The 22,301-nt window shown below is 57.5% G+C and carries 23 protein-coding genes; 11 read left to right on the forward strand and 12 right to left on the reverse strand.

Features of this window, described 5'->3' with window-relative positions; all coding sequences use genetic code 11:
- From ERD80_RS22645 to ERD80_RS08110, 3 genes are all read left to right on the forward strand, one after another.
- The coding region (locus tag ERD80_RS22645; RefSeq protein ID WP_211145575.1) for a hypothetical protein at window positions 1-216 on the forward strand (216 nt) is incomplete at its 5' end.
- A 56-nt stretch (window positions 217-272) separates the two neighbouring features.
- Window positions 273-1,739 carry an undecaprenyl-phosphate galactose phosphotransferase WbaP gene (wbaP, locus tag ERD80_RS08105; RefSeq protein WP_136546482.1) on the forward strand — a complete coding sequence of 489 codons (1,467 nt, stop codon included), beginning with the start codon at window positions 273-275 and terminating at the stop codon, window positions 1,737-1,739.
- Between the two features lie 120 nt (window positions 1,740-1,859).
- On the forward strand, window positions 1,860-3,053 hold the full coding sequence (locus ERD80_RS08110; RefSeq protein WP_136546484.1) for a multidrug effflux MFS transporter: 1,194 nt from the start codon (window positions 1,860-1,862) through the stop codon (window positions 3,051-3,053).
- Here the strand turns inward: ERD80_RS08110 and dadX are convergent.
- Both dadX and ERD80_RS08120 read right to left on the reverse strand, forming a co-directional pair.
- The gene (gene dadX / locus ERD80_RS08115; RefSeq protein WP_136546486.1) at window positions 3,046-4,116 is read right to left on the reverse strand and encodes a catabolic alanine racemase DadX; all 1,071 of its coding nucleotides are present in this window, start codon (window positions 4,114-4,116) and stop codon (window positions 3,046-3,048) included. The two genes, ERD80_RS08110 and dadX, sit on opposite strands and share 8 nt — an antisense overlap.
- 21 nt (window positions 4,117-4,137) lie before the next feature.
- On the reverse strand, window positions 4,138-5,439 hold the full coding sequence (locus ERD80_RS08120) for a D-amino acid dehydrogenase (protein ID WP_058771249.1): 1,302 nt from the start codon (window positions 5,437-5,439) through the stop codon (window positions 4,138-4,140).
- A gap of 499 nt (window positions 5,440-5,938) precedes the next feature.
- On the opposite strand from ERD80_RS08120, the gene ERD80_RS08125 reads away from it, so the two are divergent.
- A complete protein-coding gene (locus ERD80_RS08125; protein ID WP_031280208.1) occupies window positions 5,939-7,474 on the forward strand; it encodes a SpoVR family protein in 1,536 nt (511 codons plus the stop codon).
- 324 nt (window positions 7,475-7,798) lie between these two features.
- On the opposite strand, the gene fadR is transcribed toward ERD80_RS08125, so the two are convergent.
- The gene (fadR, locus tag ERD80_RS08130) at window positions 7,799-8,518 is read right to left on the reverse strand and encodes a fatty acid metabolism transcriptional regulator FadR (RefSeq protein ID WP_058757728.1); all 720 of its coding nucleotides are present in this window, start codon (window positions 8,516-8,518) and stop codon (window positions 7,799-7,801) included.
- A gap of 309 nt (window positions 8,519-8,827) precedes the next feature.
- Here fadR and dsbB point away from each other — a divergent pair, with 309 nt between their 5' ends.
- Complete coding sequence (gene dsbB / locus ERD80_RS08135) at window positions 8,828-9,358, forward strand: disulfide bond formation protein DsbB (protein ID WP_040679952.1); 531 nt, start codon at window positions 8,828-8,830, stop codon at window positions 9,356-9,358.
- Window positions 9,359-9,415: 57 nt separating this feature from the next.
- On the opposite strand, the gene ERD80_RS08140 is transcribed toward dsbB, so the two are convergent.
- The 3 genes from ERD80_RS08140 to ERD80_RS08150 form a co-directional block, all read right to left on the reverse strand.
- Window positions 9,416-9,862, reverse strand: coding sequence for a YcgN family cysteine cluster protein (locus ERD80_RS08140; protein ID WP_021510046.1), 447 nt, complete (start codon window positions 9,860-9,862; stop codon window positions 9,416-9,418).
- 65 nt (window positions 9,863-9,927) lie between these two features.
- The gene (locus ERD80_RS08145; protein WP_021510045.1) at window positions 9,928-10,587 is read right to left on the reverse strand and encodes a fumarylacetoacetate hydrolase family protein; all 660 of its coding nucleotides are present in this window, start codon (window positions 10,585-10,587) and stop codon (window positions 9,928-9,930) included.
- 270 nt (window positions 10,588-10,857) lie between these two features.
- The gene (locus ERD80_RS08150) at window positions 10,858-11,133 is read right to left on the reverse strand and encodes a YcgL domain-containing protein (protein ID WP_021510044.1); all 276 of its coding nucleotides are present in this window, start codon (window positions 11,131-11,133) and stop codon (window positions 10,858-10,860) included.
- Window positions 11,134-11,286: 153 nt separating this feature from the next.
- On the opposite strand from ERD80_RS08150, the gene minC reads away from it, so the two are divergent.
- Genes minC through minE form a run of 3 tightly spaced genes read left to right on the forward strand, consistent with a single transcriptional unit; the run spans window position 11,287 to window position 13,113 of the window.
- Window positions 11,287-11,994 (forward strand): septum site-determining protein MinC, encoded by a 708-nt coding sequence (gene minC, locus ERD80_RS08155; RefSeq protein WP_021510043.1) that lies wholly within the window; start codon window positions 11,287-11,289, stop codon window positions 11,992-11,994.
- A 33-nt stretch (window positions 11,995-12,027) separates the two neighbouring features.
- The gene (minD, locus tag ERD80_RS08160) at window positions 12,028-12,840 is read left to right on the forward strand and encodes a septum site-determining protein MinD (RefSeq protein ID WP_136546488.1); all 813 of its coding nucleotides are present in this window, start codon (window positions 12,028-12,030) and stop codon (window positions 12,838-12,840) included.
- 3 nt (window positions 12,841-12,843) lie between these two features.
- The gene (minE, locus tag ERD80_RS08165) at window positions 12,844-13,113 is read left to right on the forward strand and encodes a cell division topological specificity factor MinE (protein WP_010616394.1); all 270 of its coding nucleotides are present in this window, start codon (window positions 12,844-12,846) and stop codon (window positions 13,111-13,113) included.
- Between the two features lie 55 nt (window positions 13,114-13,168).
- Here the strand turns inward: minE and rnd are convergent, their stop codons facing one another.
- From rnd to ERD80_RS08190, 5 genes are all read right to left on the reverse strand, one after another.
- Window positions 13,169-14,290, reverse strand: coding sequence for a ribonuclease D (gene rnd, locus ERD80_RS08170; protein WP_059009717.1), 1,122 nt, complete (start codon window positions 14,288-14,290; stop codon window positions 13,169-13,171).
- A 105-nt stretch (window positions 14,291-14,395) separates the two neighbouring features.
- Window positions 14,396-16,069: a long-chain-fatty-acid--CoA ligase FadD gene (fadD, locus tag ERD80_RS08175; RefSeq protein ID WP_132462411.1), complete on the reverse strand. Its 1,674-nt coding sequence runs from the start codon at window positions 16,067-16,069 to the stop codon at window positions 14,396-14,398.
- A gap of 208 nt (window positions 16,070-16,277) precedes the next feature.
- Complete coding sequence (locus ERD80_RS08180; protein ID WP_010616392.1) at window positions 16,278-16,871, reverse strand: Slp family lipoprotein; 594 nt, start codon at window positions 16,869-16,871, stop codon at window positions 16,278-16,280.
- A 60-nt stretch (window positions 16,872-16,931) separates the two neighbouring features.
- Window positions 16,932-17,633 (reverse strand): tRNA (adenosine(37)-N6)-threonylcarbamoyltransferase complex dimerization subunit type 1 TsaB, encoded by a 702-nt coding sequence (tsaB, locus tag ERD80_RS08185; RefSeq protein WP_136546490.1) that lies wholly within the window; start codon window positions 17,631-17,633, stop codon window positions 16,932-16,934.
- A 52-nt stretch (window positions 17,634-17,685) separates the two neighbouring features.
- Window positions 17,686-19,596 (reverse strand): ATP-dependent DNA helicase, encoded by a 1,911-nt coding sequence (locus ERD80_RS08190; RefSeq protein WP_136546492.1) that lies wholly within the window; start codon window positions 19,594-19,596, stop codon window positions 17,686-17,688.
- 125 nt (window positions 19,597-19,721) lie between these two features.
- Here ERD80_RS08190 and ERD80_RS08195 point away from each other — a divergent pair, with 125 nt between their 5' ends.
- On the forward strand, window positions 19,722-20,066 hold the full coding sequence (locus ERD80_RS08195) for a RidA family protein (protein WP_058757734.1): 345 nt from the start codon (window positions 19,722-19,724) through the stop codon (window positions 20,064-20,066).
- 13 nt (window positions 20,067-20,079) lie between these two features.
- Here ERD80_RS08195 and ERD80_RS08200 read toward each other — a convergent pair whose 3' ends face one another.
- Complete coding sequence (locus ERD80_RS08200) at window positions 20,080-20,265, reverse strand: YoaH family protein (RefSeq protein WP_058774597.1); 186 nt, start codon at window positions 20,263-20,265, stop codon at window positions 20,080-20,082.
- Window positions 20,266-20,380: 115 nt separating this feature from the next.
- Between ERD80_RS08200 and pabB the strand changes: the two genes are divergently transcribed.
- Both pabB and ERD80_RS08210 read left to right on the forward strand, forming a co-directional pair.
- Window positions 20,381-21,733, forward strand: coding sequence for an aminodeoxychorismate synthase component 1 (gene pabB / locus ERD80_RS08205; protein WP_136546494.1), 1,353 nt, complete (start codon window positions 20,381-20,383; stop codon window positions 21,731-21,733).
- 1 nt (window position 21,734) lies between these two features.
- Window positions 21,735-22,301: CoA pyrophosphatase (locus tag ERD80_RS08210; protein ID WP_104189000.1), on the forward strand; the 567-nt coding region annotated here is incomplete at its 3' end.

The raw sequence follows: 22,301 nt of genomic DNA on the forward strand, positions 1-22,301 counted from the left end.
AGATTAGGCAGTTTATACTTTAATCAAATATTGTTTTTTCAGACTCTTTCCATATTAACTCTGTCAAATAACTCCTGCATACTCTTAAACGTTGCTGCAGCTTTTCGTGACGTAAATCACGTCTCAAACGGCCCTTTCCATGCAGCGCTTATGGCAGCACTGACTCATATCTCGCTGAATATTATTTTATTTCTGCTTTCAGCGGACGACTCCTGAGCGCGTACTTGATTCTGGTCAGGCCATCTTTTACTTAAGAAAAGAGAGCAGGTTTTATGGCAAGTACATTGGTAATGAACGATGCAACCCGCTCGTGGAGCGGACTGCGCAAAAATCTCATCGCGAAAGTGGCACTCAGCTTTTCGGATTTAATTGCACTGAACCTGGCATTATTTTTATCCGCGGCCACCGTCCAGGGTATTTGGGGAGAACTGGACAGTTTTATTCCGCCGCAGCAAATTGAATACCGCTTTGTCGCACAGTTAGGTCTGTCAGTGCTGTGCACAGCCTGGTTCTGGGTGCGTATGCGCCACTACACCTACCGCAAACCGTTCTGGTTTGAGTTGAAAGAAATCGTCAAAACGCTATTTGTGTTTTCGCTGCTGGATCTGGCGCTGATTGCCTTTTCCAAATGGGACTTCTCGCGCATGGTGTGGGTATTTAGCTGGACCTATGCCCTGCTGCTGCTGCCGCTAATGCGCGCCGGCGTGAAGCGTGCTATCAACCGTGCGGGCCAGTGGCAAAAAGAGACCATTATCATCGGCTCCGGTAAAAACGCCATGGAAGCCTACGCAGCGCTGCAGAGCGAGGAGATCCTCGGCTATAACGTGCAGGCGTTTATCTCGCTGGACGATGAGCCTCACCAGGAAAATGTTAACGGCGTGCCGGTTATTACCTGGAAAGACATCAACTGGCAAACCATGGACCGTGACAACACGCAATTTATTGTCGCCACCGAATTTGAACAGCAGGTGGTGCGCGATAAATGGCTGAAGTTTCTGTCCAAGATGAAATGCCGCTCAATTTCGGTTATCCCTACGCTGCGCGGTGTGCCGCTGTATGGCACCGATATGTCGTTTATCTTCAGCCATGAAGTGATGATCCTGCGCGTCAGTAACAACCTGGCGAAACGCTCCTCGCGTTTCCTCAAGCGCACTTTCGACGTAGTGGTTGCCTCGCTGCTGCTGCTGTTTCTTGCCCCGGTATTCGGTCTGTTGTGCTGGATGGTAAAACGCGATGGCGGCAATGCCATTTACGGCCACGAACGCGTCGGGCAGGATGGCGTGAAGTTTAAGTGCCTGAAGTTCCGTTCAATGGTGACTAACTCGCAGGAAGTGCTGCTGAATCTGCTGGCCACCAGTGCCGAAGCGCGCGCTGAATGGGATCGTGATTTCAAACTGAAGAATGATCCGCGCATCACCAAAATCGGTGGCTTCCTGCGCAAAACCAGCCTGGATGAACTGCCCCAGCTGTGGAACGTGATTCGTGGCGAAATGAGTCTGGTGGGACCGCGTCCGGTGATTGAAGCCGAGCTGGAACGCTACGCCGGCGATGTCGACTACTATCTGATGGCCAAACCGGGCATGACCGGCCTGTGGCAGGTCAGCGGGCGTAACGATATCGACTACGATACGCGCGTCTATTTTGACTCCTGGTACGTGAAGAACTGGGCGCTGTGGACCGACATCGCTATTCTGTTCAAAACCGCTGGCGTGGTGCTGCGCCGCGACGGTGCTTACTGATACCCTCGACGCGATGTCTGCGCTGTGCCGGCAGACATCGCCTTTTCGTTTTAGCCCTTTCTTTTTGGTCGAAGACTCATTACCCTTCTCGCCTGTTTAACAGGACGTTACTGGTTCGTGATGCAAAAGTTTACCCTACTCCTTTTGAGCCTGGTGCTGCTGGCACCGCTGGGCATCGATCTCTACCTCCCCACGCTGCCGCAGATTGCCGAAGGTCTTAACAGCCCGGTCAGTCTGATCCAGACCACCATTCCGCTGTTTTTGCTGGTGATGGGTATCGGTCAGCTGGTCACCGGTCCGCTGGTGGATAATTTTGGCCGTAAGCCGATCGCGCTGATCGGCCTCGCGCTTTACATCATCGGCAGCGCAGTGGCCGCAACCGCCACCGTGTGGCCGGTGTTCTTCCTGGCGCGCCTGATTCAGGGCTGCGCGGTATGCTGTAGCGCGGTGGTGGCATTTAGCGGCGTGCGCGATCGGCTGAGCGGCGATGCCGCGGCGCGCGCTTATGGTTTCCTCAATGGCGCGCTGAACATCGTGCCGGCGCTGGCACCGCTGCTCGGCGGTATTCTGGCGGAAGCCTATGGCTGGCGTGCGCCCTTCTGGTTCCTGTGCGGCTATGCGCTGGTGATTACCATTATTGTGGTGGTTGCACTGCCGGAAACGCGTCCGGCGGACACGCTGCGCGTTAAAGGGCTGCCGCTGGCGCAGTATGCTGCCATCGCCCGGCAGCCGCGCTTTCTCGCTTTCGCCTTTGCCAACGCGGGCGCGCTCGGCATGGTGCTGACCTACGTTTCGCTGGCGCCGCACGTGTTGATGACCGAAGGTGGCCTGACGCCGCTGCAGTTCTCGTTTGCCTTTGGCGCCAACGGCTTCTGGATCATGCTGGTCAGTGCCTTCGTCAATAAAACCATTCGTAAAGCGGGCCGCCCGTTTTGTCTCGCCATGGGGTTTGTCACCATGCTGCTCGGTGCGCTGCTGCTGGTGGCGGGGATGGCGCTGTTACCTGCGGCCTGGCAAACCCACTGGTCGCTGTACATGATTCCGGTGGCGATCTCGGTAGCCGGCCTGGCCTTCACCGTCGGGCCGGCCACCAGCTATGCGCTGGAGCCGTATCAGCAGCAGGCGGGTGTGGCGGCGGCGCTGCAGGGATTTATTCAGATGGCGGGCGGTGCGGGTGGCAGCCTGGCGATGGTGGCGCTGCCGGTGGCAGAGAAATCAGCGTTAGCGCTGATGATGCTGGTGGGTGCAGCGCTGGCGCTGATCGCCTGGCGCTGCAGTAAGAACATGCGTGGTACAGTGACAGCGCTTAACTAAGCGTGACCGGGACGCGCGGCGCGAGTGCACACATCAGCTCGTAGCCTACCGTTCCGGCGGCTTTCGCCACCTCATCAATTTTCACCTCGTTGCCCCACAGCTCCACGCGCGAACCGATACCCGCCTGCGGGCAGGGTTCAAGGTCAATCATCATCATGTCCATCGAGATCGCCCCGAGCGTTTGCGTGCGGATGCCATCAACGCTGACCGGCGTACCGGTCGGCGCATGGCGCGGATAGCCGTCAGCATAGCCACAGGCCACAATACCGATACGCTGTGGCGCGGCCGCGTGGTAGCGATAACCGTAGCCAACGCCCTCGCCGGCACCGATCTGCTGTATGCCAATAATTTCACTGCTGAGCGTCATTACCGGCTGCAGACCGGTACTGGCGATATCCTGCCAGTCGCCGCTCGGTGACGCGCCGTAGAGAATAATCCCGGGCCGCACCCAGTCAAAATGCGCCTGCGGATGCCACAGCGTGGTCGCTGAGTTGGCAAGCGAACGCGGACAGTTCAGCCCTTCCGCCGCCTGTTCCACGCGCTGCATCGGCTCCACCAGCCCCTGCGGGTTTTCCGCATCGGCAAAGTGCGCCATCAGCGTCATTTCCCCCACGCTGGGCAACGCACGCAGCTTGTGCCAGGCCGCCTGTGCCTGTTCCGGACGAAAACCGAGACGGTTCATGCCGCTATTGATCTTCAGATAAACATCGACTGGCGCCGACAGCTGCGCCTTCGCCAGCGCCTGAATCTGCCAGTTACTGTGTACGCTGGTGGTCAGGCGATAGCGATCGATCAGCGTCAGGTCATCGGCGTGAAAGAAGCCTTCCAGCAGCAGAATTGGCTTTTTCCAGCCCTGCTCGCGTAGCAGGATCGCCTCTTCCATATTCAGCAGCGCGAAACCGTCGGTTTCCGCCAGACTCTGCCATACGCGGGCAATGCCGTGGCCGTAGGCATTGGCCTTCACCACCGACCAGACGCGCGCGTGCGGTGCCGCCTGACGCACAATCGCCAGATTGTGGCGCAGCGCCTGTTGATTAATGGTGGCACCCGTAGGACGTGACATGTTTTTACTCTCCCTGAAGTATCAGCGCGTCGCGCTGGCATTACGCAGCGGCGATGCCGGGGCCGCAAAGCCCGGCAGATAACGCAGCACCGACAAGTCGTCGGCGGCGATGGCCGGTTTACGTCCCGAAATCAGATCGGCCAGCAACTGGCCGGAACCACAGGCCATCGTCCAGCCCAGCGTACCGTGCCCGGTGTTCAGCCAGAGATTGGTCAGCGGCGTGCGCCCGACAATTGGCGTGCCATCCGGCGTCATCGGGCGCAGTCCGGTCCAGAACGTAGCCTGTTCAACATACCCGCCTTCAGGATAGAGATCGCGGACCACCATCTCCAGCGTTTCACGTCGTGCCGGCAACAGTTTGGTGTTAAAACCAACGATTTCGGCCATGCCACCGACGCGAATGCGGTCATCAAAGCGTGTCACCGCCACTTTATAGGTCTCATCCAGAATGGTGGAAACCGGCGCGCCCTGCGGATCTTTGATCGGGATAGTCAGGGAATAGCCTTTCAGCGGATAGACCGGAATCGACACGATGTCTTTCAGCAGCGCCGTGGAGTAAGAGCCAAACGCCACGACGTAAGCATCGGCTTTGATGACCTCATCGCCGCACTTCACGCCATAGATGCGATTGCCTTCGCGCAACAGCTGATCCACCGACGTATCGTAACGGAAAGTGACGCCGGCTGCGGCTGCCATCGCCGCCAGACGCTGGGTAAACAGCTGGCAGTCACCGGTTTCGTCATTCGGCAGGCGCAGGCCGCCGGTCAGCTTGTGCGCGGTACCTGCCAGCGCCGGCTCTACGCTGTGCAGCTGATGCGCTTCCAGCAGCTCATAAGGCACACCCGCTTCACGCAGCACCGCGATGTCTTTGCTGGCGCTGTCAAACTGTTGCTGCGTGCGGAACAGCTGCAAAGTGCCGCCCTGGCGCCCTTCATAGGCGATGCCGGTGCTGCTGCGCAGTGCCTTCAGGCAGTCGCGGCTGTATTCGGCGATGCGCACCATACGGCCCTTGTTTTCCTGGTAGTGACGCATGTCGCAGTTGCGCAGCATATTCCACATCCACTCCAGCTGGAACTTGCTGCCGTCAAGTCGCACCGCCAGCGGTGCGTGTTTCTGAAACATCCACTTTACCGCCTTGAGCGGTACACCGGGCGCCGCCCAGGGTGCCGCATAGCCGGGCGAAATCTGCCCGGCATTGCCGGCACTGGTTTCCAACGCCGCGCCGGGCTGGCGATCGATTACGGTGACGTCATGCCCCGCCTGCGCCAGATACCACGCACTGGCTACCCCTACGACACCACTACCCAGAATGACTACGCGCATAAGCCCCTCATCGAGAAAAGCATAATTAACTGGTATCACCATCGGGTTTAGCATAACCCGATGGCTGAACTGATATTACATTCGACCCTTTCATTTCACATGTTTTTCACTTAACTGCACACTGAAATCATGCGGTCGCGCCAAAATCAGAGTTTTTTGTGCCTTAAAAGCGTTAACCAGCGAATTATTATGCGAAAGGCAGAGCATCTCACTTTTTTCAGGAGAAAGCGCCGCAGTCATATCGCGCGCTTATAAACAGGATTTAATGCTGCAATTTATCACTCAGATAACACATCACCTTATTAGCTACCAAAGCACGCCTATTATGATGATTTTGTACCAAAAGAATTCGATTGAGTTCCCGCATCGGATAAGCGACAGTGGACTATCATTGAAGTGTTCGCTCAGTTTTTTTGGGCTGTCTTTCTCAGGATGAAGCCTTAAACGATCGTGACAGGTGACACTCTGTTGCCTGCCGCTTGCAAAACAGAGGTGCGCTATGACGACAATGTTTGACGAGCCAACCCGCAACAGCAAACGACTCAGTGACGGTCCCGACTGGACCTTTGAACTGCTTGATGTCTACCTGGCGGAGATCGACCGCGTGGCCAAAAGCTATGGGCTCGATACCTACCCGCACCAAATCGAAGTGATCACCTCCGAGCAGATGATGGATGCGTACTCCAGCGTGGGGATGCCCATCAACTATGCCCACTGGTCGTTCGGCAAGAAATTCATCGAAACCGAGCAGCGCTACAAACACGGCCAGCAGGGACTGGCGTATGAAATCGTCATTAACTCGAATCCCTGTATCGCTTATTTAATGGAAGAGAACACCATGACCATGCAGGCGCTGGTGATGGCGCATGCCTGCTACGGCCACAACTCTTTCTTCAAAAATAACTATCTGTTCCGCAGCTGGACCGATGCCAGCTCGATTGTCGATTACCTGCTGTTCGCGCGTAACTACATCTCTGATTGCGAAGAGCGTTATGGCGTGGAAGAGGTCGAGCGGCTGCTGGATTCCTGTCATGCGCTGATGAACTATGGCGTCGATCGCTATAAACGCCCGCAAAAGATTTCGCTGCAGGAAGAGAAAGCGCGGCAGAAAAGCCGGGAAGAGTATCTGCAGAGCCAGGTCAATACGCTATGGCGCACCCTGCCACGCAAAGAGAAAGAGTTTACCCAGGTCGAGGCGGCGCGCTATCCCTCTGAGCCGCAGGAAAACCTGCTGTACTTTATGGAAAAGAACGCGCCACTGCTGGAGTCGTGGCAGCGTGAAGTGCTGCGCATTGTGCGTAAAGTCAGCCAGTATTTTTACCCGCAGAAACAGACCCAGGTGATGAATGAAGGCTGGGCGACCTTCTGGCACTACACCATCCTGAATCACCTGTACGATGAGGGCAAAGTGTCGGAGCGCTTTATGATGGAGTTCCTGCACAGCCATACCAACGTGGTGTATCAGCCGCCGTATAACAGCCAGTGGTATAACGGTATCAACCCGTATGCGCTGGGCTTTGCCATGTTCCAGGACATCAAGCGCATCTGCCAGTCGCCAACCGAGGAAGATCGCTACTGGTTCCCGGACATCGCCGGCTCCGACTGGCTGAAGACGCTGCATTTCGCCATGCGCGAGTTTAAAGACGAGAGTTTCATCAGCCAGTTCCTGTCGCCAAAAGTGATGCGGGATTTCCGTCTGTTTACGGTGATGGACGACGATCGCAATAACTATCTTGAGATTGCCGCCATTCATGATGAGGCGGGATATCGCGCGATTCGTCAGCAGCTGTCGGCGCAGTACAATCTGAGCAATCTGGAGCCGAATATTCAGGTGTACAACGTTGACCTGCGCGGTGACCGTTCGCTGACGCTGCGCTATGTGCCGCAGCAGCGTGCCCCGCTCGATAAGAGCCGTCGCGATGTGCTGAAGCATGTGCATCGGCTGTGGGGTTTTGATGTCAATCTGGAACAGCAGAACGAAGATGGCAGCGTGGAGCTGCTGGATCGCTGTCCGGCGCGCGGACCGGCGCTTTAAACACAATCCCCATGCTCAGGGACGAGCATTTATCTTCCTGCCTGGTAAGACCCTAATTTCACAGATAATCCTGCACCAACTTCACAGACAGTCAGTATCCGCTGATGCAGCGGGCTATTCGCAGCGCTGAGGCTTTTACGTAGCGCCAGGAGATTCCCGCGGGGAGGCAGGAATCAGGCCGGGCCGGTCAGGAAGACCGATACCGGCCGGTCCGTCAGGCGCAACGTGAACGCCGAAGGTACCGCGTAAGCGGCGCGAGGAGCAGCCCGGCAGCAGCGAATACTGACTGTCCGGGACTGGAACCCGCGAAACGTTTGTGCGCTGTTAACGCTTACTGCTCAAATCATCCGGCATGCTTTTCTGCATGCTGTGCCAGATTTCACCGCTGCGGCGGCCGTAGTTACGCACGCTGTCGACGATCTGATCCTGCGTCGGCTGTTTGCCACACAGATCCGCCAGCTGACGATAAAAGTTACGCGCCAGTTCACGCGCTTCCGGATTTGAGAAGTAATGGCGGCCAACGCGGGTGTACAGCCCTTTCAGACCGTTGAGAATCAGGCCGTAAATCGGGTTGCCGGAAGCAAAGGCCAGGCCGCGAAACACGCGGTAATCCAGCTCGGTATAGGCTTCAGCCTGATCTTCCTCGCTCAGCGCACTCTCCAGCACTTCACGCGCCTTATCCGGATGATGGCGCAGCGCGCGACTGATAAATATCGACGCGATATTGGTGCGCACTGACAGCAGGTTATCAATTAACTGCGGCACACTGTCGTGGTCAAGACGGGCGAGCGTTTCGAGGATATTAAGACCAGACGTTTCCCAGAAATCATTGACGCGGGTGGGTTTACCATGCTGAATGGTCAGCCAGCCATCACGAGCCAGCCGCTGCAGCACTTCACGCAGAGTGGTGCGGGTCACGCCGATCAGTTCAGAAAGCTCACGTTCGGCAGGAAGAATCGATCCCGGCGGAAAACGGCTGTTCCAGATGCTTTCAATTATGTACTCTTCAGCGAATCCTGCAGGGCTCTGTGCCTTAATCACCATAGCATTTATTTCTCGTTGCTTTCTTTGTCGTAATAGCACTCATCATACCAGAGGGGTCATAGCGGAAATAGCCTGCCAGCGGATTAAAAGCGCGCGCTGGCGCAAAATTCAGCAGCTGCGCAGCGAAAAAAGCCGTGGGTTACGCTGCGCTTACGTGGGCGCTTTTGATGCCGTGTGCTAAAAGCCACGATTTTTTGGCGTGGATCAGGGATAAGTCATTTTTATACATGATTTTTTCCCCCTGCCTGGCTGGCACGGGTACGCTTTTGGTTTACACTGCGATGCATTAACGGCTACGGGAAAAGCAATATGTTGCGATACTTGAATCAATGCTCACGCGGACGCGGTGCCTGGTTATTAATGGCCCTGACCGCCCTGGTTTTTGAACTGGTTGCGCTGTTCTTTCAGCACGTGATGGGACTGCAACCCTGCGTAATGTGTATCTATGAGCGTTGTGCGCTGTTTGGCGTCATGGGCGCCGGCCTGGTCGGTGCAATTGCGCCTAAAACGCCGCTGCGCTGGGCCGCCATCGCCATCTGGCTCTACAGCGCTTATGAAGGGGTACGCCTCTCTTATGAGCACACCATGATTCAGTTGCATCCCAACCCGTTTGTGACCTGCGATTTTGCTGCTCGCTTCCCGAGCTGGCTGCCGCTGGATAAATGGCTGCCGGCGGTATTTGTCGCCAGCGGTGACTGCGCCGAACGCGGATGGACTTTCCTGACCTGGAGCATGCCGCAGTGGATGATCGTGATTTTTGCCGCTTATCTGCTGGTGGGCATTCTGGTATTGATTGCGCAACCGTTCAAAGCAAAACGTCGCGATCTGTTTGGTCGCTGAATACCAGTCAAACTAAGTCTCAGACAAAACAGGCAGCCGCGGCTGCCTGTTGCGTTATCAGCCGTTCCGATCCGGCCGGTCAATAATGTGTTCTTCCCAGTCGCGCACTTCACTCTCGCGCACCGCGATGTATCGCACCGAAATACGCTGAGCATGCATCGCCTTCTTCGACCCGGCAATCAGCGGGTGCCACGCCGGCAGCGTTTTGCCCTCCCCTAACAGCCGGTAAGCGCAGGTGCGCGGCAGCCAGTTAAAGGTCGTGAGATTCTCGCGCGTCAGCTTGATGCAATCTTCTTCGTACTCGAAGCGACGCTCATAATTGCGGCACTGACAGGTTTTGATGTTGAGCTGATTGCAGGCGACGTTGGTGAAGTAAATCTCATCGGTATCCGCATCCTGCAACTTATTCAGACAGCACTGTCCACAGCCGTCGCACAGCGATTCCCACTCTGCGTCGTTCATTTGGTCCAGGCGTTTGGTCTGCCAGAAAGGTTGGTCGGTCATGATAGCGGTCCGGGTTGAGCAACAAGACCGCACCTTATAAAGCTTCAGGTGCGGTGATGCAAGTATTACAGTACGCGGGTGCTGATACCGTGACCGGCCAGCGACACTTCCAGCTTATCGCCGGAGCGCAGCGGGCCCACGCCTTCAGGCGTACCGGTCAGCACCACGTCACCGGCGCGCAGCGTAAAGTACTGGCTCATGTAAGCAATCAGCGGCAGAATTTTGTGGATCATATCTGCCGTAGTGCCGTGCTGGCGCACCTCGCCGTTAATGACCAGTTTGAGTTCGGCATCCTGCGGATCGACGCTGAATTCAGCCGCCGGGATAAACCCGGACAGCGGACAGGAGTTATCGAAACTCTTGGCGCGCTCCCATGGCTGACCGGCTTTCTTAAACCCGGCCTGCAGATCGCGCAGCGTTAAATCCAGCGCGACGCCATAACCGGCAATCGCTTTCGCCACGTGCTCTTCACTGGCCTGCTTCAGGGTGGCACCAATCAGCACCGCCAGCTCCACTTCATGATGCACCTCACCAAAGCTGGCCGGGATCGACAGTGGCTGCCGCAAATCGCACACCGCGGTTTCCGGTTTGATAAACACCACCGGCTCACTCGGGGTGGCGCTGCCCATCTCTTTAATATGCTTTGCATAGTTGCTGCCGACGCACACCACTTTGCTGACCGGATAATCCAACAGCGCGCCCTGCCAGTTACGATGCTGATACATGCTAATCCCCTGCTTGAGTTGTGTTAGGTGCCAGCCGCGCTGGCGAAGATGTCTCATCAGCCGCCGGAACGTGGCAGGCTGCTGAGCACTATATTAGCGGGTTTATCGCGGCGCACGTGACGGAAAGCGGCAAAAGCCGTTCCCCTGTTCATCAGGTCCGCCGCTTAAGACAACGATTATTGCCCACAATAATGGGTTAAGGTGAGCAATTAAATTAATGCCGAAGCACTGATTATATTTACAGGATATATTTTTACAGATGAATCTGAATTAAACTTTTTTACCCTGTTCAAGATGAATGTTGAGCAGACTTTCAACCGGTGGTGGGATCTGCAAATAATAACCTTGTTCGCTTAAACCCTGCTTCACTTTATTGATGTCAGCGTTGGCCAGCCTGTCGCGCTGGTCGAGGGACAGCACCATCGCCAGCTGCGGTTTGCCAAAGCCGCGCAGCAGTTCTTCCGGGACGCGCGAAAAATCGTCTTTTTTTTCTACATACAGATAAGTCTGGTCACGTTGCGGGCTTCTATAGATCACACAAAACATATTTTTTACTCGAATTAACTAAGGGCGTCACTTGCCTGAATATAGCAGTAACTATAACATGCTTGCAGAACTTCGAATATTGACCCGCGGGTGTTAATGACGATTTTATCGGCGTTTACTTCAGGGTCGTAAAACAGGACTGAGTCAGGACAGATGTCGCAATCGCCAATCGAATTCAAGGGCAGCAGTTTTACCCTGTCAGTTGTTCATCTGCACCATTCGCAACCCGAGGTGATTCGTCAGGCGCTGCAGGACAAAATCGACCAGGCCCCGGCTTTTCTGCACAACGCGCCGGTGGTGCTGAACGTGTCAGCCCTGAACGGTGACATCAACTGGAAGCAGATGCAGCAGGCCGTCAGCGCCACCGGCTTACGCATTGTGGGCGTGAGCGGCTGTAAAGATGAAGCCCTGAAAAAGATGATTGCCCGCGCTGGCCTGCCGGTGCTGTCAGAGGGTAAAGAGAACCGCAAACGCGCTGATGCGCCCGCGCCGGAGCCGGAAGCGGTCGCGCCGCCGGTCAGCGAACCGGCCAGCAAAACGCGGATCATCAATACGCCAGTGCGTTCCGGTCAGCAGATTTATGCGCGCAACGCCGATTTGATCGTCACCAGCAGCGTCAGCGCCGGTGCCGAACTGGTGGCAGACGGCAACATTCATATTTACGGCATGATGCGCGGCCGCGCCCTGGCCGGTGCCAGCGGCGATCGCGACTGCCAGATTTTTTGCACCAACCTGTCAGCAGAGTTGGTCTCCATTGCCGGCGAATACTGGATCATGGACCAGATCCCGGCGGAATTCTTTGGTAAAGCTGCGCGCCTGTGCCTTAAAGAGGGCGCGCTCACAATCCAGACACTTAATTAGGCCCCTTTTCTTTCGTTAAGGAAATCAACATTTATGGCACGCATCATTGTAGTTACATCGGGTAAAGGGGGCGTTGGCAAGACCACGTCAAGCGCGGCCATCGCCACAGGGTTAGCGCAGAAAGGCAAAAAAACCGTGGTGATCGATTTCGATATCGGTCTGCGTAACCTCGACCTGATCATGGGCTGTGAACGCCGCGTGGTGTATGACTTTGTCAACGTTATTCAGGGCGATGCGACGCTGAATCAGGCACTGATTCGCGACAAGCGCACCGAGCAGCTTTATATTCTGCCCGCCTCACAAACCCGTGATAAAGATGCCCTGACCCGCGAAGGCGTGGAAAAAGTGCTGAACGACCTGGCGGCAATGGAGTTCGATTTTATCGTCTGCGACTCGCCGGCCGGTATTGAAACCGGTGCGCTGATGGCGCTGTACTTCGCGGATGAAGCGATCATTACCACCAACCCGGAAGTCTCTTCCGTGCGTGACTCAGACCGTATTCTCGGCATCATCTCGTCGAAATCGCGCCGCGCTGAAAACAGCGAAGAGCCGGTAAAAGAGCACCTGTTACTGACCCGCTATAACCCGGGACGCGTAACGCGTGGCGACATGCTGAGCATGGAAGACGTGCTGGAAATCCTGCGCATTCCTCTGGTCGGTGTGATTCCGGAAGATCAGTCGGTGCTGCGCGCGTCTAACCAGGGTGAGCCCGTGATCCTCGATGCAAACTCTGACGCCGGTAAAGCTTACGCTGATACCGTAGATCGCCTGCTTGGCGAAGAACGCCCCTTCCGCTTTATCGAAGAAGAGAAGAAGGGTTTCCTGAAACGCCTGTTCGGGGGATAACCAATGGCATTACTTGATTTCTTTTTATCCCGTAAGAAGAACACAGCCAACATAGCCAAGGAAAGGCTGCAGATTATCGTGGCCGAACGCAGAAGGGGCGACAGTGAGCCCCACTATCTGCCGCAGCTGAAGCGCGATATCCTGGAAGTGATCTGTAAATACGTGAAAATTGACCCGGACATGGTCACGGTGCAGCTGGATCAGAAAGGGGATGACATCTCAATCCTCGAGCTCAACGTGACGCTGCCGGAGACGGAAGACGTTCCTAAATGATTGTAGCGGGTTCCTGATTTTCCCCTGCGTGGTTGCGCAGGGGAAAACGTTCCGCTTACAGCGTGTGTAAAATCTCGTCGATACCGGCTTTCAACACCTCACCCCGCCAGCCTGCCAGCAGTTCCGGCGGACGCGTGGCGCTTTTCAGTCCCCAGTGCACACTCAGCACCTGGTTAATCTGGCGCCGTGATGCTAACAGCTCCTGACTGTAACCGGTCTGCTCACTCACCTGCTGTACCAGCGCTTTAATCGCTTTAAACGCCTGCTTGTAGTGCGCGTGGTCAATCAGATTAGGCAACGGCGGCGGTAATGCGGCCTCATCCAGCGCCTGCGCCTCTGCCACCATCGCCACCAGCGCCTTACCGTGGAAGCGGATTTCGTGACCGTTCAGGCCGAGATGATCCAGCTCGCCAAGGCTGCCGGGCATAAAGCGCGCGACTTTCCACAGGTTCTCTTCGCGCACCACAAAATTCACCGCCATGTCTTTCTGCCGGGCGAGGTTGAGACGCCACGCGGCCAGACGCTGCAGCACCGCCAGCTGGCGCGGACGCAGCTGCCACGCATTGGTGATATCGCGCCACGCCTCTTCCGGCTGCAGCACGTCAAGACGGCGCTGACACAGCGTAGCGCACTCACTCAGCGCCGCCGCCATGTTGCCTGCCGCTTCGGTTTGCGCCACCAGCTGATGGGCGATCGGCAGCAGATAAGCCACATCGGCTGCAGCGTACTGGCACTGCCGCTCGGTAAGCGGACGCGCCAGCCAGTCGGTGCGCGCTTCGCTCTTATCCAGCTCAATCTGGTTGAAATGATTGACCATCGCGGCAAAGCCCCACGACAGCGGCTGCCCGGCGAAAGCGGCCAGAATCTGCGTATCGATCATCGGCTCCGGCAGACAGCCGAAACGATGCAGGAAGACTTCGAGGTCTTCCCCGCCGGCGTGCAGGAACTTGGTCAGCTGACGATCCTGCAGCAGCGCAATAAACGGTGCCCAGTCGCTGATGGTTAACGGATCGATCAGAACCAGTTGCTCGCCATCGAAGAGCTGGATCAGGCCAAGCTGCGGATAGTACGTGCGGGTGCGCACGAATTCGGTATCCAGCGCCACGGCGCGATGCTGACGGGCCTGCTGGCATACGGCGGCCAGCTGGTCATTATGGTCGATCAGGGTGTAATTCACGTTGTCTTTCTCGCTGCGGCAAACCTCGCACAGCGCTCCATGTTAAAAGCAATAAAAACGCCGGACGGTGCCGGCGTTAACCTGAGCATTCAGCGGAAGCCAGTACTACGCTTCACGCTTCGCCTCGTCGCGCAATTCGCGACGTAAAATTTTACCGACGTTGGTCTTCGGCAGCTCATCACGAAACTCGATAATCTTCGGCACTTTATAGCCGGTGAGCTGACGGCGACAATGATCCAGCACTTCCTCTTTCGTCAGCGATGGATCTTTTTTCACGATGCACACTTTCACCGCTTCGCCGGAGAGATCGCTCGGCACGCCAATCGCCGCCGCTTCGCGCACCTTGGCGTGCTGCATCAGCACATCTTCGATTTCGTTAGGATACACGTTAAAGCCGGACACCAGAATCATGTCTTTTTTACGATCGACGATGCGGATAAAACCTTCAGCGTCCACGGTAACAATATCACCGGTGTGCAGCCAGCCATTTTTCAGCACTTCCTCGCTGGCATCCGGTCGCTGCCAGTAGCCAATCATGACCTGCGGCCCGCGAATGCACAGTTCGCCCGGTTCGCCCGGCGGTACGTCGCGATCTTCATCATCGACAATACGCACGTCGGTGGACGGAACCGGCAAACCGATGCTGCCGGTGTGGCAGGTAATATCATACGGATTAACCGACACCAGCGGTGAGCATTCGGTGAGTCCGTAGCCCTCCAGCAGATAGTGTCCGGTGAGTTTCTCCCAGCGCTCGGCCACCGCTTTCTGCACCGCCATACCGCCGCCGGCAGACAGACGCAGCGTGGAGAAATCCAGCTGGTTAAAATTGGCATCGTTCAGCAGGGCGTTGAACAACGTATTAACACCGGTGATGGCGGTAAAGGGAAATTTGCTCAGCTCTTTAACGAAGCCGGGAATATCGCGCGGGTTGGTAATCAGCAGGTTGGTGCCGCCCAGGTCGAGGAACAGCAGACAGTTCACCGTCAGGGCAAAGATGTGATAAAGCGGCAGCGCGGTCACCACCTGCTCCTGACCGGCGCGCAGCAGTTTACCGTAAGTGGCTTTGGTCTGCTCCAGATTAGCCTGCATGTTGCCGTGGGTCAGCATGGCACCTTTCGCCACGCCGGTGGTGCCACCGGTGTACTGCAGAAATGCCAGATCCTGATTATTGATCACAGGACGATGATAGCTCATCTGCTCGCCCTGCTGCAGCGCATGACGGAACGGTACCGCCCCTGGCAGATGGTATTTCGGTACCAGCTTTTTCACGTATTTTACGACGAAATTGACCAGCGTAGCTTTCACCGGCGCCAGCTGATCGCCCATGCGCGTCAGCATCACGTGCTTAACCGGGGTTTCCGCGACCACTTTTTCCAGCGTATGGGCGAAGTTGGAGACAATGACAATCGCACTGGCACCGCTGTCATTAAGCTGGTGCTTCAGCTCGCGCGGCGTGTACAACGGGTTAACATTCACCACCACCATACCGGCACGCAGGACGCCAAACAGCGCCACCGGATACTGCAGAAGATTCGGCATCATCAACGCGACGCGATCGCCCTGCTGCAAGCCTAATCCCTGTTGCAGCCAAGCCGCAAAAGCGCGGCTCTGCTGCTCCAGCTGGCGGTAAGTCATTGGCTGGCCCATATTAATGAAAGCCACCTGATCGGCATAACGTTGCGCTGCGTGTTCGAAAAGATCGACCAAAGAGGGATAACGGTCTGCGTTAATTTCCGCTGGTACATCTGGCGGATAGCGTTTCAGCCAAACCTTGTTCAAAGATTCACCCCGATATTCTTGTTGCGTAGCCATCGCTGCCTCTGCAATCAGTGTTGTTAACAATATTTTAACTGATTGTACCAGTTTGCCTGTTCCGGCATTTTCAGGTTGCGAGGCGCATCACTAAATTTCGCGCATCGGTTGCGCGCCCAATAAAAAGGCCCGTTCGCGAGCACCACGACCGGGCCGTAAAAAAACCTGTTTAGCGCTATTCGGTAAGAATGGTCTCAACCTGCGCCGGACCGCCGGTGTTCATGCCCCAGTAGGGGTTAGGACCCCAATAGCCGGGATGGCGACGCGTCGGCCCGTACCAAATCCACGGATCGATCGGCTGCGGCGGCGTCATCACCTGCTGAGTCAGATGCCAGCGCTGATAACCGCGCACATCAATCACCACAAAGTTGTAACTGGCTTTGCCAATTTCCCCTTTCTCGGTGCCTTTGATGTTGCCCAGCACCGTGACGTACTGATTATTGACGTCGATCGGATCAACAAAGCCATGAATGTCCGCATAAATGCGGCCAATGGAGGCAGCACCGAGGCGCGGTCGCGCGCTGTCATCCAGCGGCTGAGTGGCAATTTCCAGCCGGGTCAGGCCGTTGAGGTTAGTTACCTTCACGACTTTGCCGCCGAAGCGCGACTCCTGGCCGACATACAGCTGCGGCGCATTCATCACGCGTAATAAATCCTGCTGTGGAAGCTGAGAACTCCCTTTAATGGCATCCGGCACTGACACGCAGCCGCTGAGCAACAGCGCACAGGCTAACAGAGCGCCAGACATCCCTTTACGACTAATTGGCATAGCACTTCTCCTGTTATTTCTCCGTTAGACTGAAGGTGCAAAAATAAGTTGCGTAGGCGCCTAGCGCCCCGGCAATTTTTTCCATGCCACTTCATTGCGTAGATAAACCGGCTCAGCATTTTCCACCGCCACGCTATCGTCGCGCTGCCAGGCGCTGAGCGCCAGCGGCAGCATATCTTCTGCGGCAGGCAGCGTGACCGTGGTGGTCAGCAGTTGTGCCCCGGTCGTGCCAGCCAGCAGCTGCGGATATGCCTGCCAGCCGGTGCCGACAGTGGCCCACTCGCCGCTCAGCTGCGCGATGCGCGCCTGTGCCGCTTCCGGCTTGAGTACGGCTTCGCTCTCAGCGCCCTGCCACTCGCCCTGCTCATCACGCTGATACTCTGCCCAGTAGACTTCACCCATGCGCGCATCAATCGCCGCCAGCACGCGCGTTGCCCCGGTCAAACGCCAGGCGCCCTGCGCCATGGTTGCCAGCGAGGATACGCCAATCATCGGCAGATTTGCGCCCAGCGCCAGGCCCTGCGCGATGCCAATGCCGATGCGCACGCCGGTAAAACTGCCGGGCCCGCGGCCAAACGCCAGTGCGTCCAGCGCGCTCAGCGCCAGCGACTGCGCCTGCAGCAATTCCTGCACCAGCGGCAGAATACGTTGAGTATGATCGCGGGGCGCGATTTCGAAGCGGGCATCGATCTGCTGCTGATTCAGCAGCGCGGCAGAACAGGCTTCTGTCGCGGTGTCCAGGGCTAAAATTCGGGCGGACATAACAACCTCAGAGAATCAAAATGGCGCGCATCTTACCACAGCCTGGCACAAATTAGTGCTGCTCTGGCGGACGCACAAAGTCAATCGCACGCTGTAAATCGCGGGTGCGCGGTGTCGGCGGCAGGCTATTAAGGAACAGACCGCCATACGGACGCGACACCAGCCGCTGGTCACAAATCACCAGCACGCCGCGATCGTCGGTATCGCGAATCAGACGGCCCACGCCCTGCTTGAGGGTGATCACCGCGTCCGGCAGCTGCACATCGTTGAACGGATCGCCGCCGTGCAGACGGCAATCCTCCATGCGCGCCTTCAGCAGCGGATCTTCCGGCGAGGTAAACGGCAGCTTGTCGATGATCACCAGCGACAGCGCATCACCGCGCACGTCAACGCCTTCCCAGAAGCTGCTGGTGGCCACCAGCAGTGCGTTGCCGGCATCAAGAAACTGTTTGAGCAGCTGCCCTTTGCTGGTTTCGCCCTGCAACAGCACTGGTAAGGTCATGGAGGCGCGGAACTCCGCCGCCAGCTCACGCATCATTTTGTGCGAGGTGCACAGGAAGAAGCAGCGCCCTTTGTTGGCTTCAATCAGCGGTTTCATCATGCGTGCCAGCTGACGCGCACCGCCAGGATAGTTGGGTTCCGGCATGTTGCGCGGCACGCACAGCAAGGCCTGCTGCGCATAATCAAACGGACTTTCGAGGATCAGGGTGCGGGCATTATCCACGCCGAGCCGGCTGGCGAAGTGGCTCATCTGTTCGTTGACCGCCAGCGTCGCCGAGGTAAACACCCACGCCGCTTTGCGTCCGTCCATCACTTCGCGGAAGCGCTCCGCAACCGACAGCGGCGTCAGCGCCAGCGTAAAGTGCCGGCTGCTGCATTCGTACCAGTAGCTAAAGCCCGGTTCATCAATCGCACGTAAACGCTTGAGCCGGGTGCGATACAGCGCGGCACGCTCGAAGGCAGCGTCCAGCAGCGCGGAACGGCCCAGCGACAGCTTAATCACGTCGTAACACAGCTCGAGCGCATCATCCAGCAGCGTAAACATGCGCATGATGTTGTTGTCGCTCAGCAGGTCACGCAGATTGCCGCGAAAACCGGGCTCGCCCAGCGTCAGGCGGAAATCCTGTGCGCACTGCGCCAGCCGGTCGGCGGATTTCTGCAGCTGCTGCACATCGCGCACCTCGGTGCGGTAGGCAAGGATAATGTCTTTGGCGAGATCCTGCAGTTGCCGGCTCGACAGCTGCTGGCCAAAATACTGGCTGGCTATATCCGGCAGCTGGTGCGCTTCATCGAAGATCATCACGTCGGCTTCCGGGATCAGCTCGCCAAATCCCCCCTCTTTGACCACCAGGTCAGCGAGAAACAGGTGATGGTTCACCACCACCACATCCGCATCCATCGCTTTTTTGCGCGCCTTCACCACGAAGCAATCTTTATACAGCGGGCAATCGCTGCCGAGGCAGTTATCGTTGGTGCTGGTAACGTAAGGCCAGATCGGGCTGTCTTCCGCGACGCCGGCGCAGCTGCTGACGTCGCCATCGACGGTCTCCGAAGACCAGCTGCGCACGTTAATCAGATCGCCGAGCGCCTGCACGCTGAGATCGCCGCCGGTCTGATTTTGCTGCTCCAGCCGTTCCAGGCACAGATAGTTGGAGCGCCCTTTCAGCAGCGCAGTTTTGCCGCTGAACGCCAGGGCGCGGGCAATGGTCGGCAGATCGCGGTTGTAGAGCTGATCCTGCAACGCTTTGGAACCGGTCGACACGATGACTTTTTTCTTCGCCCGCAACGCCGGTGCCAGATAAGCATAAGTTTTACCGGTGCCGGTGCCGGCCTCGACCACCAGCTCGCCCGCCTGCTGCACCGCTTCGCTCACTGCCTGCGCCATTTCGCGCTGTGCCGCGCGCGGCTTAAAGCCGGGAATCGCCTGCGCTAACGCGCCATCCGCTGCAAAATCGTCTGCCACACATCCTCACCGATTGCTCTTAAAACTACTGTAATTATGTCAGGATTCACCGCAGGCGACCACAACAGATGACAGCCGGCCATGGGATATGGCAGGCTAACGCAGCAAAAATAAAGGAGAACAGTATGACCATTACGCGTATTGATGCCGAGCACCGCATGTCCGAAGCGGTTGTACATGACCAGACCGTGTATTACACCAGCGTGCCGGAGAATCTGGATGACGATGCGGAAGCGCAGACCGCCAACGCGCTGGCGGTGATTGACCGCATCCTGACGCGCGTGGGTTCGGATAAAAGCAAAATTCTCGACGCCACCATTTTCCTGGTAGACAAAGAGGACTTTGCCGCGATGAACCGCGCCTGGGATGCGTGGGTCTCGCCGGGTAATGCGCCGGTACGCTGCACGGTGCAGGCCGGCCTGATGAATCCGCGCTATAAAGTGGAAATCAAAATCATCGCCGCGCTATAACGCTCGCCGGGCGCTATTCGTCGTCTTCGTCCTCTTCGAAGCGCGCCCGAATCGCTTCGCCCTGATGGCTCTGGCGAATTTCCTGCGCCACCTGCGCAATCGCCTGCCCGCTGGACATGCCGCCGGCCATCAGTTCCTGAATACGTTCCACTGCCTGCTGCTGTTGTTCGTGCGATAAAGCCGGAAGACCTGAAAACATGATGCACTCCTGTAATGGGGGGACGCATTATTCCACGCTGAACAAACAGGTGCCAGCAGCAAAAAAATATGCCAGGCTACGCGCCTGCCTGCTGAACTGATTTAGCCAAACGAACGTGAAAACCCTCTCGCTACAGTATACGCCCGATACACTTTTACACCGTTTTTCCACGCTGGCGCACCGTCCGTGGGCGATGCTGCTGACCTCAGGTCACGCCGAGCACGCGGATAACCGTTTCGATATCCTCACCGCCGACCCGCGGGTGACCCTGACGACGCGCGGTGACAGTACCGCCATCGACGACGGCACCGGCATCAGCCACTCTAACGCCGATCCGCTGCAGCTGGTGCAGCAACAGCTGGACGCGCTGGGCATCCGGCCGGCGTTTGATGCAAATCTGCCGTTTCAGGGCGGCGCGCTGGGTCTGTTTGGTTATGACCTCGGTCGCCGTTTCGAAACGCTGCCGCAGCGGGCGCAGCAGGATTTACACACGCCGGATATGGCGGTCGGCATTTATGACTGGGCGCTGATTGCCGATCATCATCGCCAGACGCTGACGCTGATTGCCCAGCACGACGCGGAGCAGCGCTGGCAGTGGCTACAGGCGCTGGCGGTGCCGCAGCCCAAACCCTTTGCCCTGACCAGCGACTGGCAGGCCAATATGAGCTATGCGCAGTACGCCGCGCGTTTCCAGGCAGTGCAGGCCTACATTCAGGCGGGCGACTGCTACCAGGTTAATCTGGCGCAGCGTTTTCAGGCCAGCTATCGCGGCGATGAGTGGCAGGCGTTTTTACGTCTCAACCGCGCCAACCGCGCGCCGTTCAGCGCCTTCCTTCGTCTGCCGCACAGTGCCGTGCTGAGTCTGTCGCCCGAGCGTTTTCTCTCGCTGCAGCAACAGCAGATTGAAACCCGCCCGATTAAAGGCACGCTGCCGCGCCTGGCCGATCCGCAGGCCGATCGATTGCAGGCGGAGAAACTGGCCAGCGCCGAAAAAGATCGGGCGGAAAACCTGATGATTGTCGACCTGCTGCGTAATGATATTGGCCGCGTCGCCGAGCCGGGCAGCGTCAGCGTGCCGGAGCTGTTTGTGGTGGAGCCGTTCCCGGCGGTGCATCACCTGGTGAGCACGGTGCGGGCCAGACTGCCAGACGCGCTCTCCGCTACCGATTTGCTGCGCGCCTGTTTCCCCGGCGGCTCCATTACCGGCGCGCCCAAGATCCGCGCCATGGAGATCATCGAGGAACTCGAACCGCAGCGGCGCAATGCGTGGTGTGGCAGTATCGGCTACATCAGCCTGTGCGGGCGTATGGACAGCAGCATTACCATCCGCACGCTGATTGCCGAAAACCAGCAGCTGTACTGCGCGGCGGGCGGCGGCCTGGTGGCTGACAGCGATGCTGAGGCGGAATATCAGGAGACGCTGCACAAGCTCAACCGTATTCTGCCCTGTCTGCGTGATGAGGCGTGATATGGAGCTGACGCTGGCGCAGTTTCTCAGTCGCTTTGTGCTGCAGCCGCCGCTGGCGACCGCGCACAGCGTGATCAGCGGACGCCGTGCCGCGGTGCTGGTACCGGTGATTGATGGCGACCAGCCCGAACTGCTGCTGACACGCCGCTCCGCGCTGCTGCGCAAACATGCCGGGCAGGTGGCGTTCCCCGGCGGCATGATGGATGCCACTGACGATTCGCTGATCGCCACCGCGCTGCGTGAAGCGCAGGAAGAAGTGGGCATCGCACCGCAGCAGGTGCGGGTGGTCGGCGTGCTACCGCCGGTCACCAGCAGTACCGGTTTCGCCGTCACGCCCGTGGTCGGTATCATCCCGCCGCACCTGCCGCTGCAGCTCAACCCGGATGAAGTTGAAAGCGCCTTTTCCATGCCGCTCGCAGAGGCGCTGCGGCTGGGGCGCTACAGCGGACTGACGCTGCGCCGCGGTCATCGCCAGCACCAGGTGTGGCTGTCATGGTATGAAGATTATTTTATCTGGGGCATGACCGCCGGTATCCTGCGCGCGCTCGGCCAGCAGATCGCCCTGCCC

The sequence above is a fragment of the Pantoea sp. R102 genome (genome assembly GCF_004916815.1).
Taxonomy (GTDB): Bacteria; Pseudomonadota; Gammaproteobacteria; order Enterobacterales; family Enterobacteriaceae; genus Pantoea; species Pantoea dispersa.

Coding starts and splice junctions, on each gene's coding strand:
- ERD80_RS08140 (WP_021510046.1), bottom strand. CDS start 9,862: ATGACCGACCAACCTTTCTGGCAGACCAAACGCCTGGACCAAATGAAC.
- ERD80_RS08145 (WP_021510045.1), bottom strand. CDS start 10,587: ATGTATCAGCATCGTAACTGGCAGGGCGCGCTGTTGGATTATCCGGTC.
- minE (WP_010616394.1), top strand. CDS start 12,844: ATGGCATTACTTGATTTCTTTTTATCCCGTAAGAAGAACACAGCCAAC.
- tsaB (WP_136546490.1), bottom strand. CDS start 17,633: ATGTCCGCCCGAATTTTAGCCCTGGACACCGCGACAGAAGCCTGTTCT.
- dadX (WP_136546486.1), bottom strand. CDS start 4,116: ATGTCACGTCCTACGGGTGCCACCATTAATCAACAGGCGCTGCGCCAC.
- fadR (WP_058757728.1), bottom strand. CDS start 8,518: ATGGTGATTAAGGCACAGAGCCCTGCAGGATTCGCTGAAGAGTACATA.
- minC (WP_021510043.1), top strand. CDS start 11,287: ATGTCGCAATCGCCAATCGAATTCAAGGGCAGCAGTTTTACCCTGTCA.
- ERD80_RS08200 (WP_058774597.1), bottom strand. CDS start 20,265: ATGTTTTCAGGTCTTCCGGCTTTATCGCACGAACAACAGCAGCAGGCA.
- ERD80_RS08150 (WP_021510044.1), bottom strand. CDS start 11,133: ATGTTTTGTGTGATCTATAGAAGCCCGCAACGTGACCAGACTTATCTG.
- wbaP (WP_136546482.1), top strand. CDS start 273: ATGGCAAGTACATTGGTAATGAACGATGCAACCCGCTCGTGGAGCGGA.
- ERD80_RS08120 (WP_058771249.1), bottom strand. CDS start 5,439: ATGCGCGTAGTCATTCTGGGTAGTGGTGTCGTAGGGGTAGCCAGTGCG.
- ERD80_RS08125 (WP_031280208.1), top strand. CDS start 5,939: ATGACGACAATGTTTGACGAGCCAACCCGCAACAGCAAACGACTCAGT.
- ERD80_RS08195 (WP_058757734.1), top strand. CDS start 19,722: ATGACCATTACGCGTATTGATGCCGAGCACCGCATGTCCGAAGCGGTT.
- minD (WP_136546488.1), top strand. CDS start 12,028: ATGGCACGCATCATTGTAGTTACATCGGGTAAAGGGGGCGTTGGCAAG.
- dsbB (WP_040679952.1), top strand. CDS start 8,828: ATGTTGCGATACTTGAATCAATGCTCACGCGGACGCGGTGCCTGGTTA.
- ERD80_RS08110 (WP_136546484.1), top strand. CDS start 1,860: ATGCAAAAGTTTACCCTACTCCTTTTGAGCCTGGTGCTGCTGGCACCG.
- ERD80_RS08180 (WP_010616392.1), bottom strand. CDS start 16,871: ATGCCAATTAGTCGTAAAGGGATGTCTGGCGCTCTGTTAGCCTGTGCG.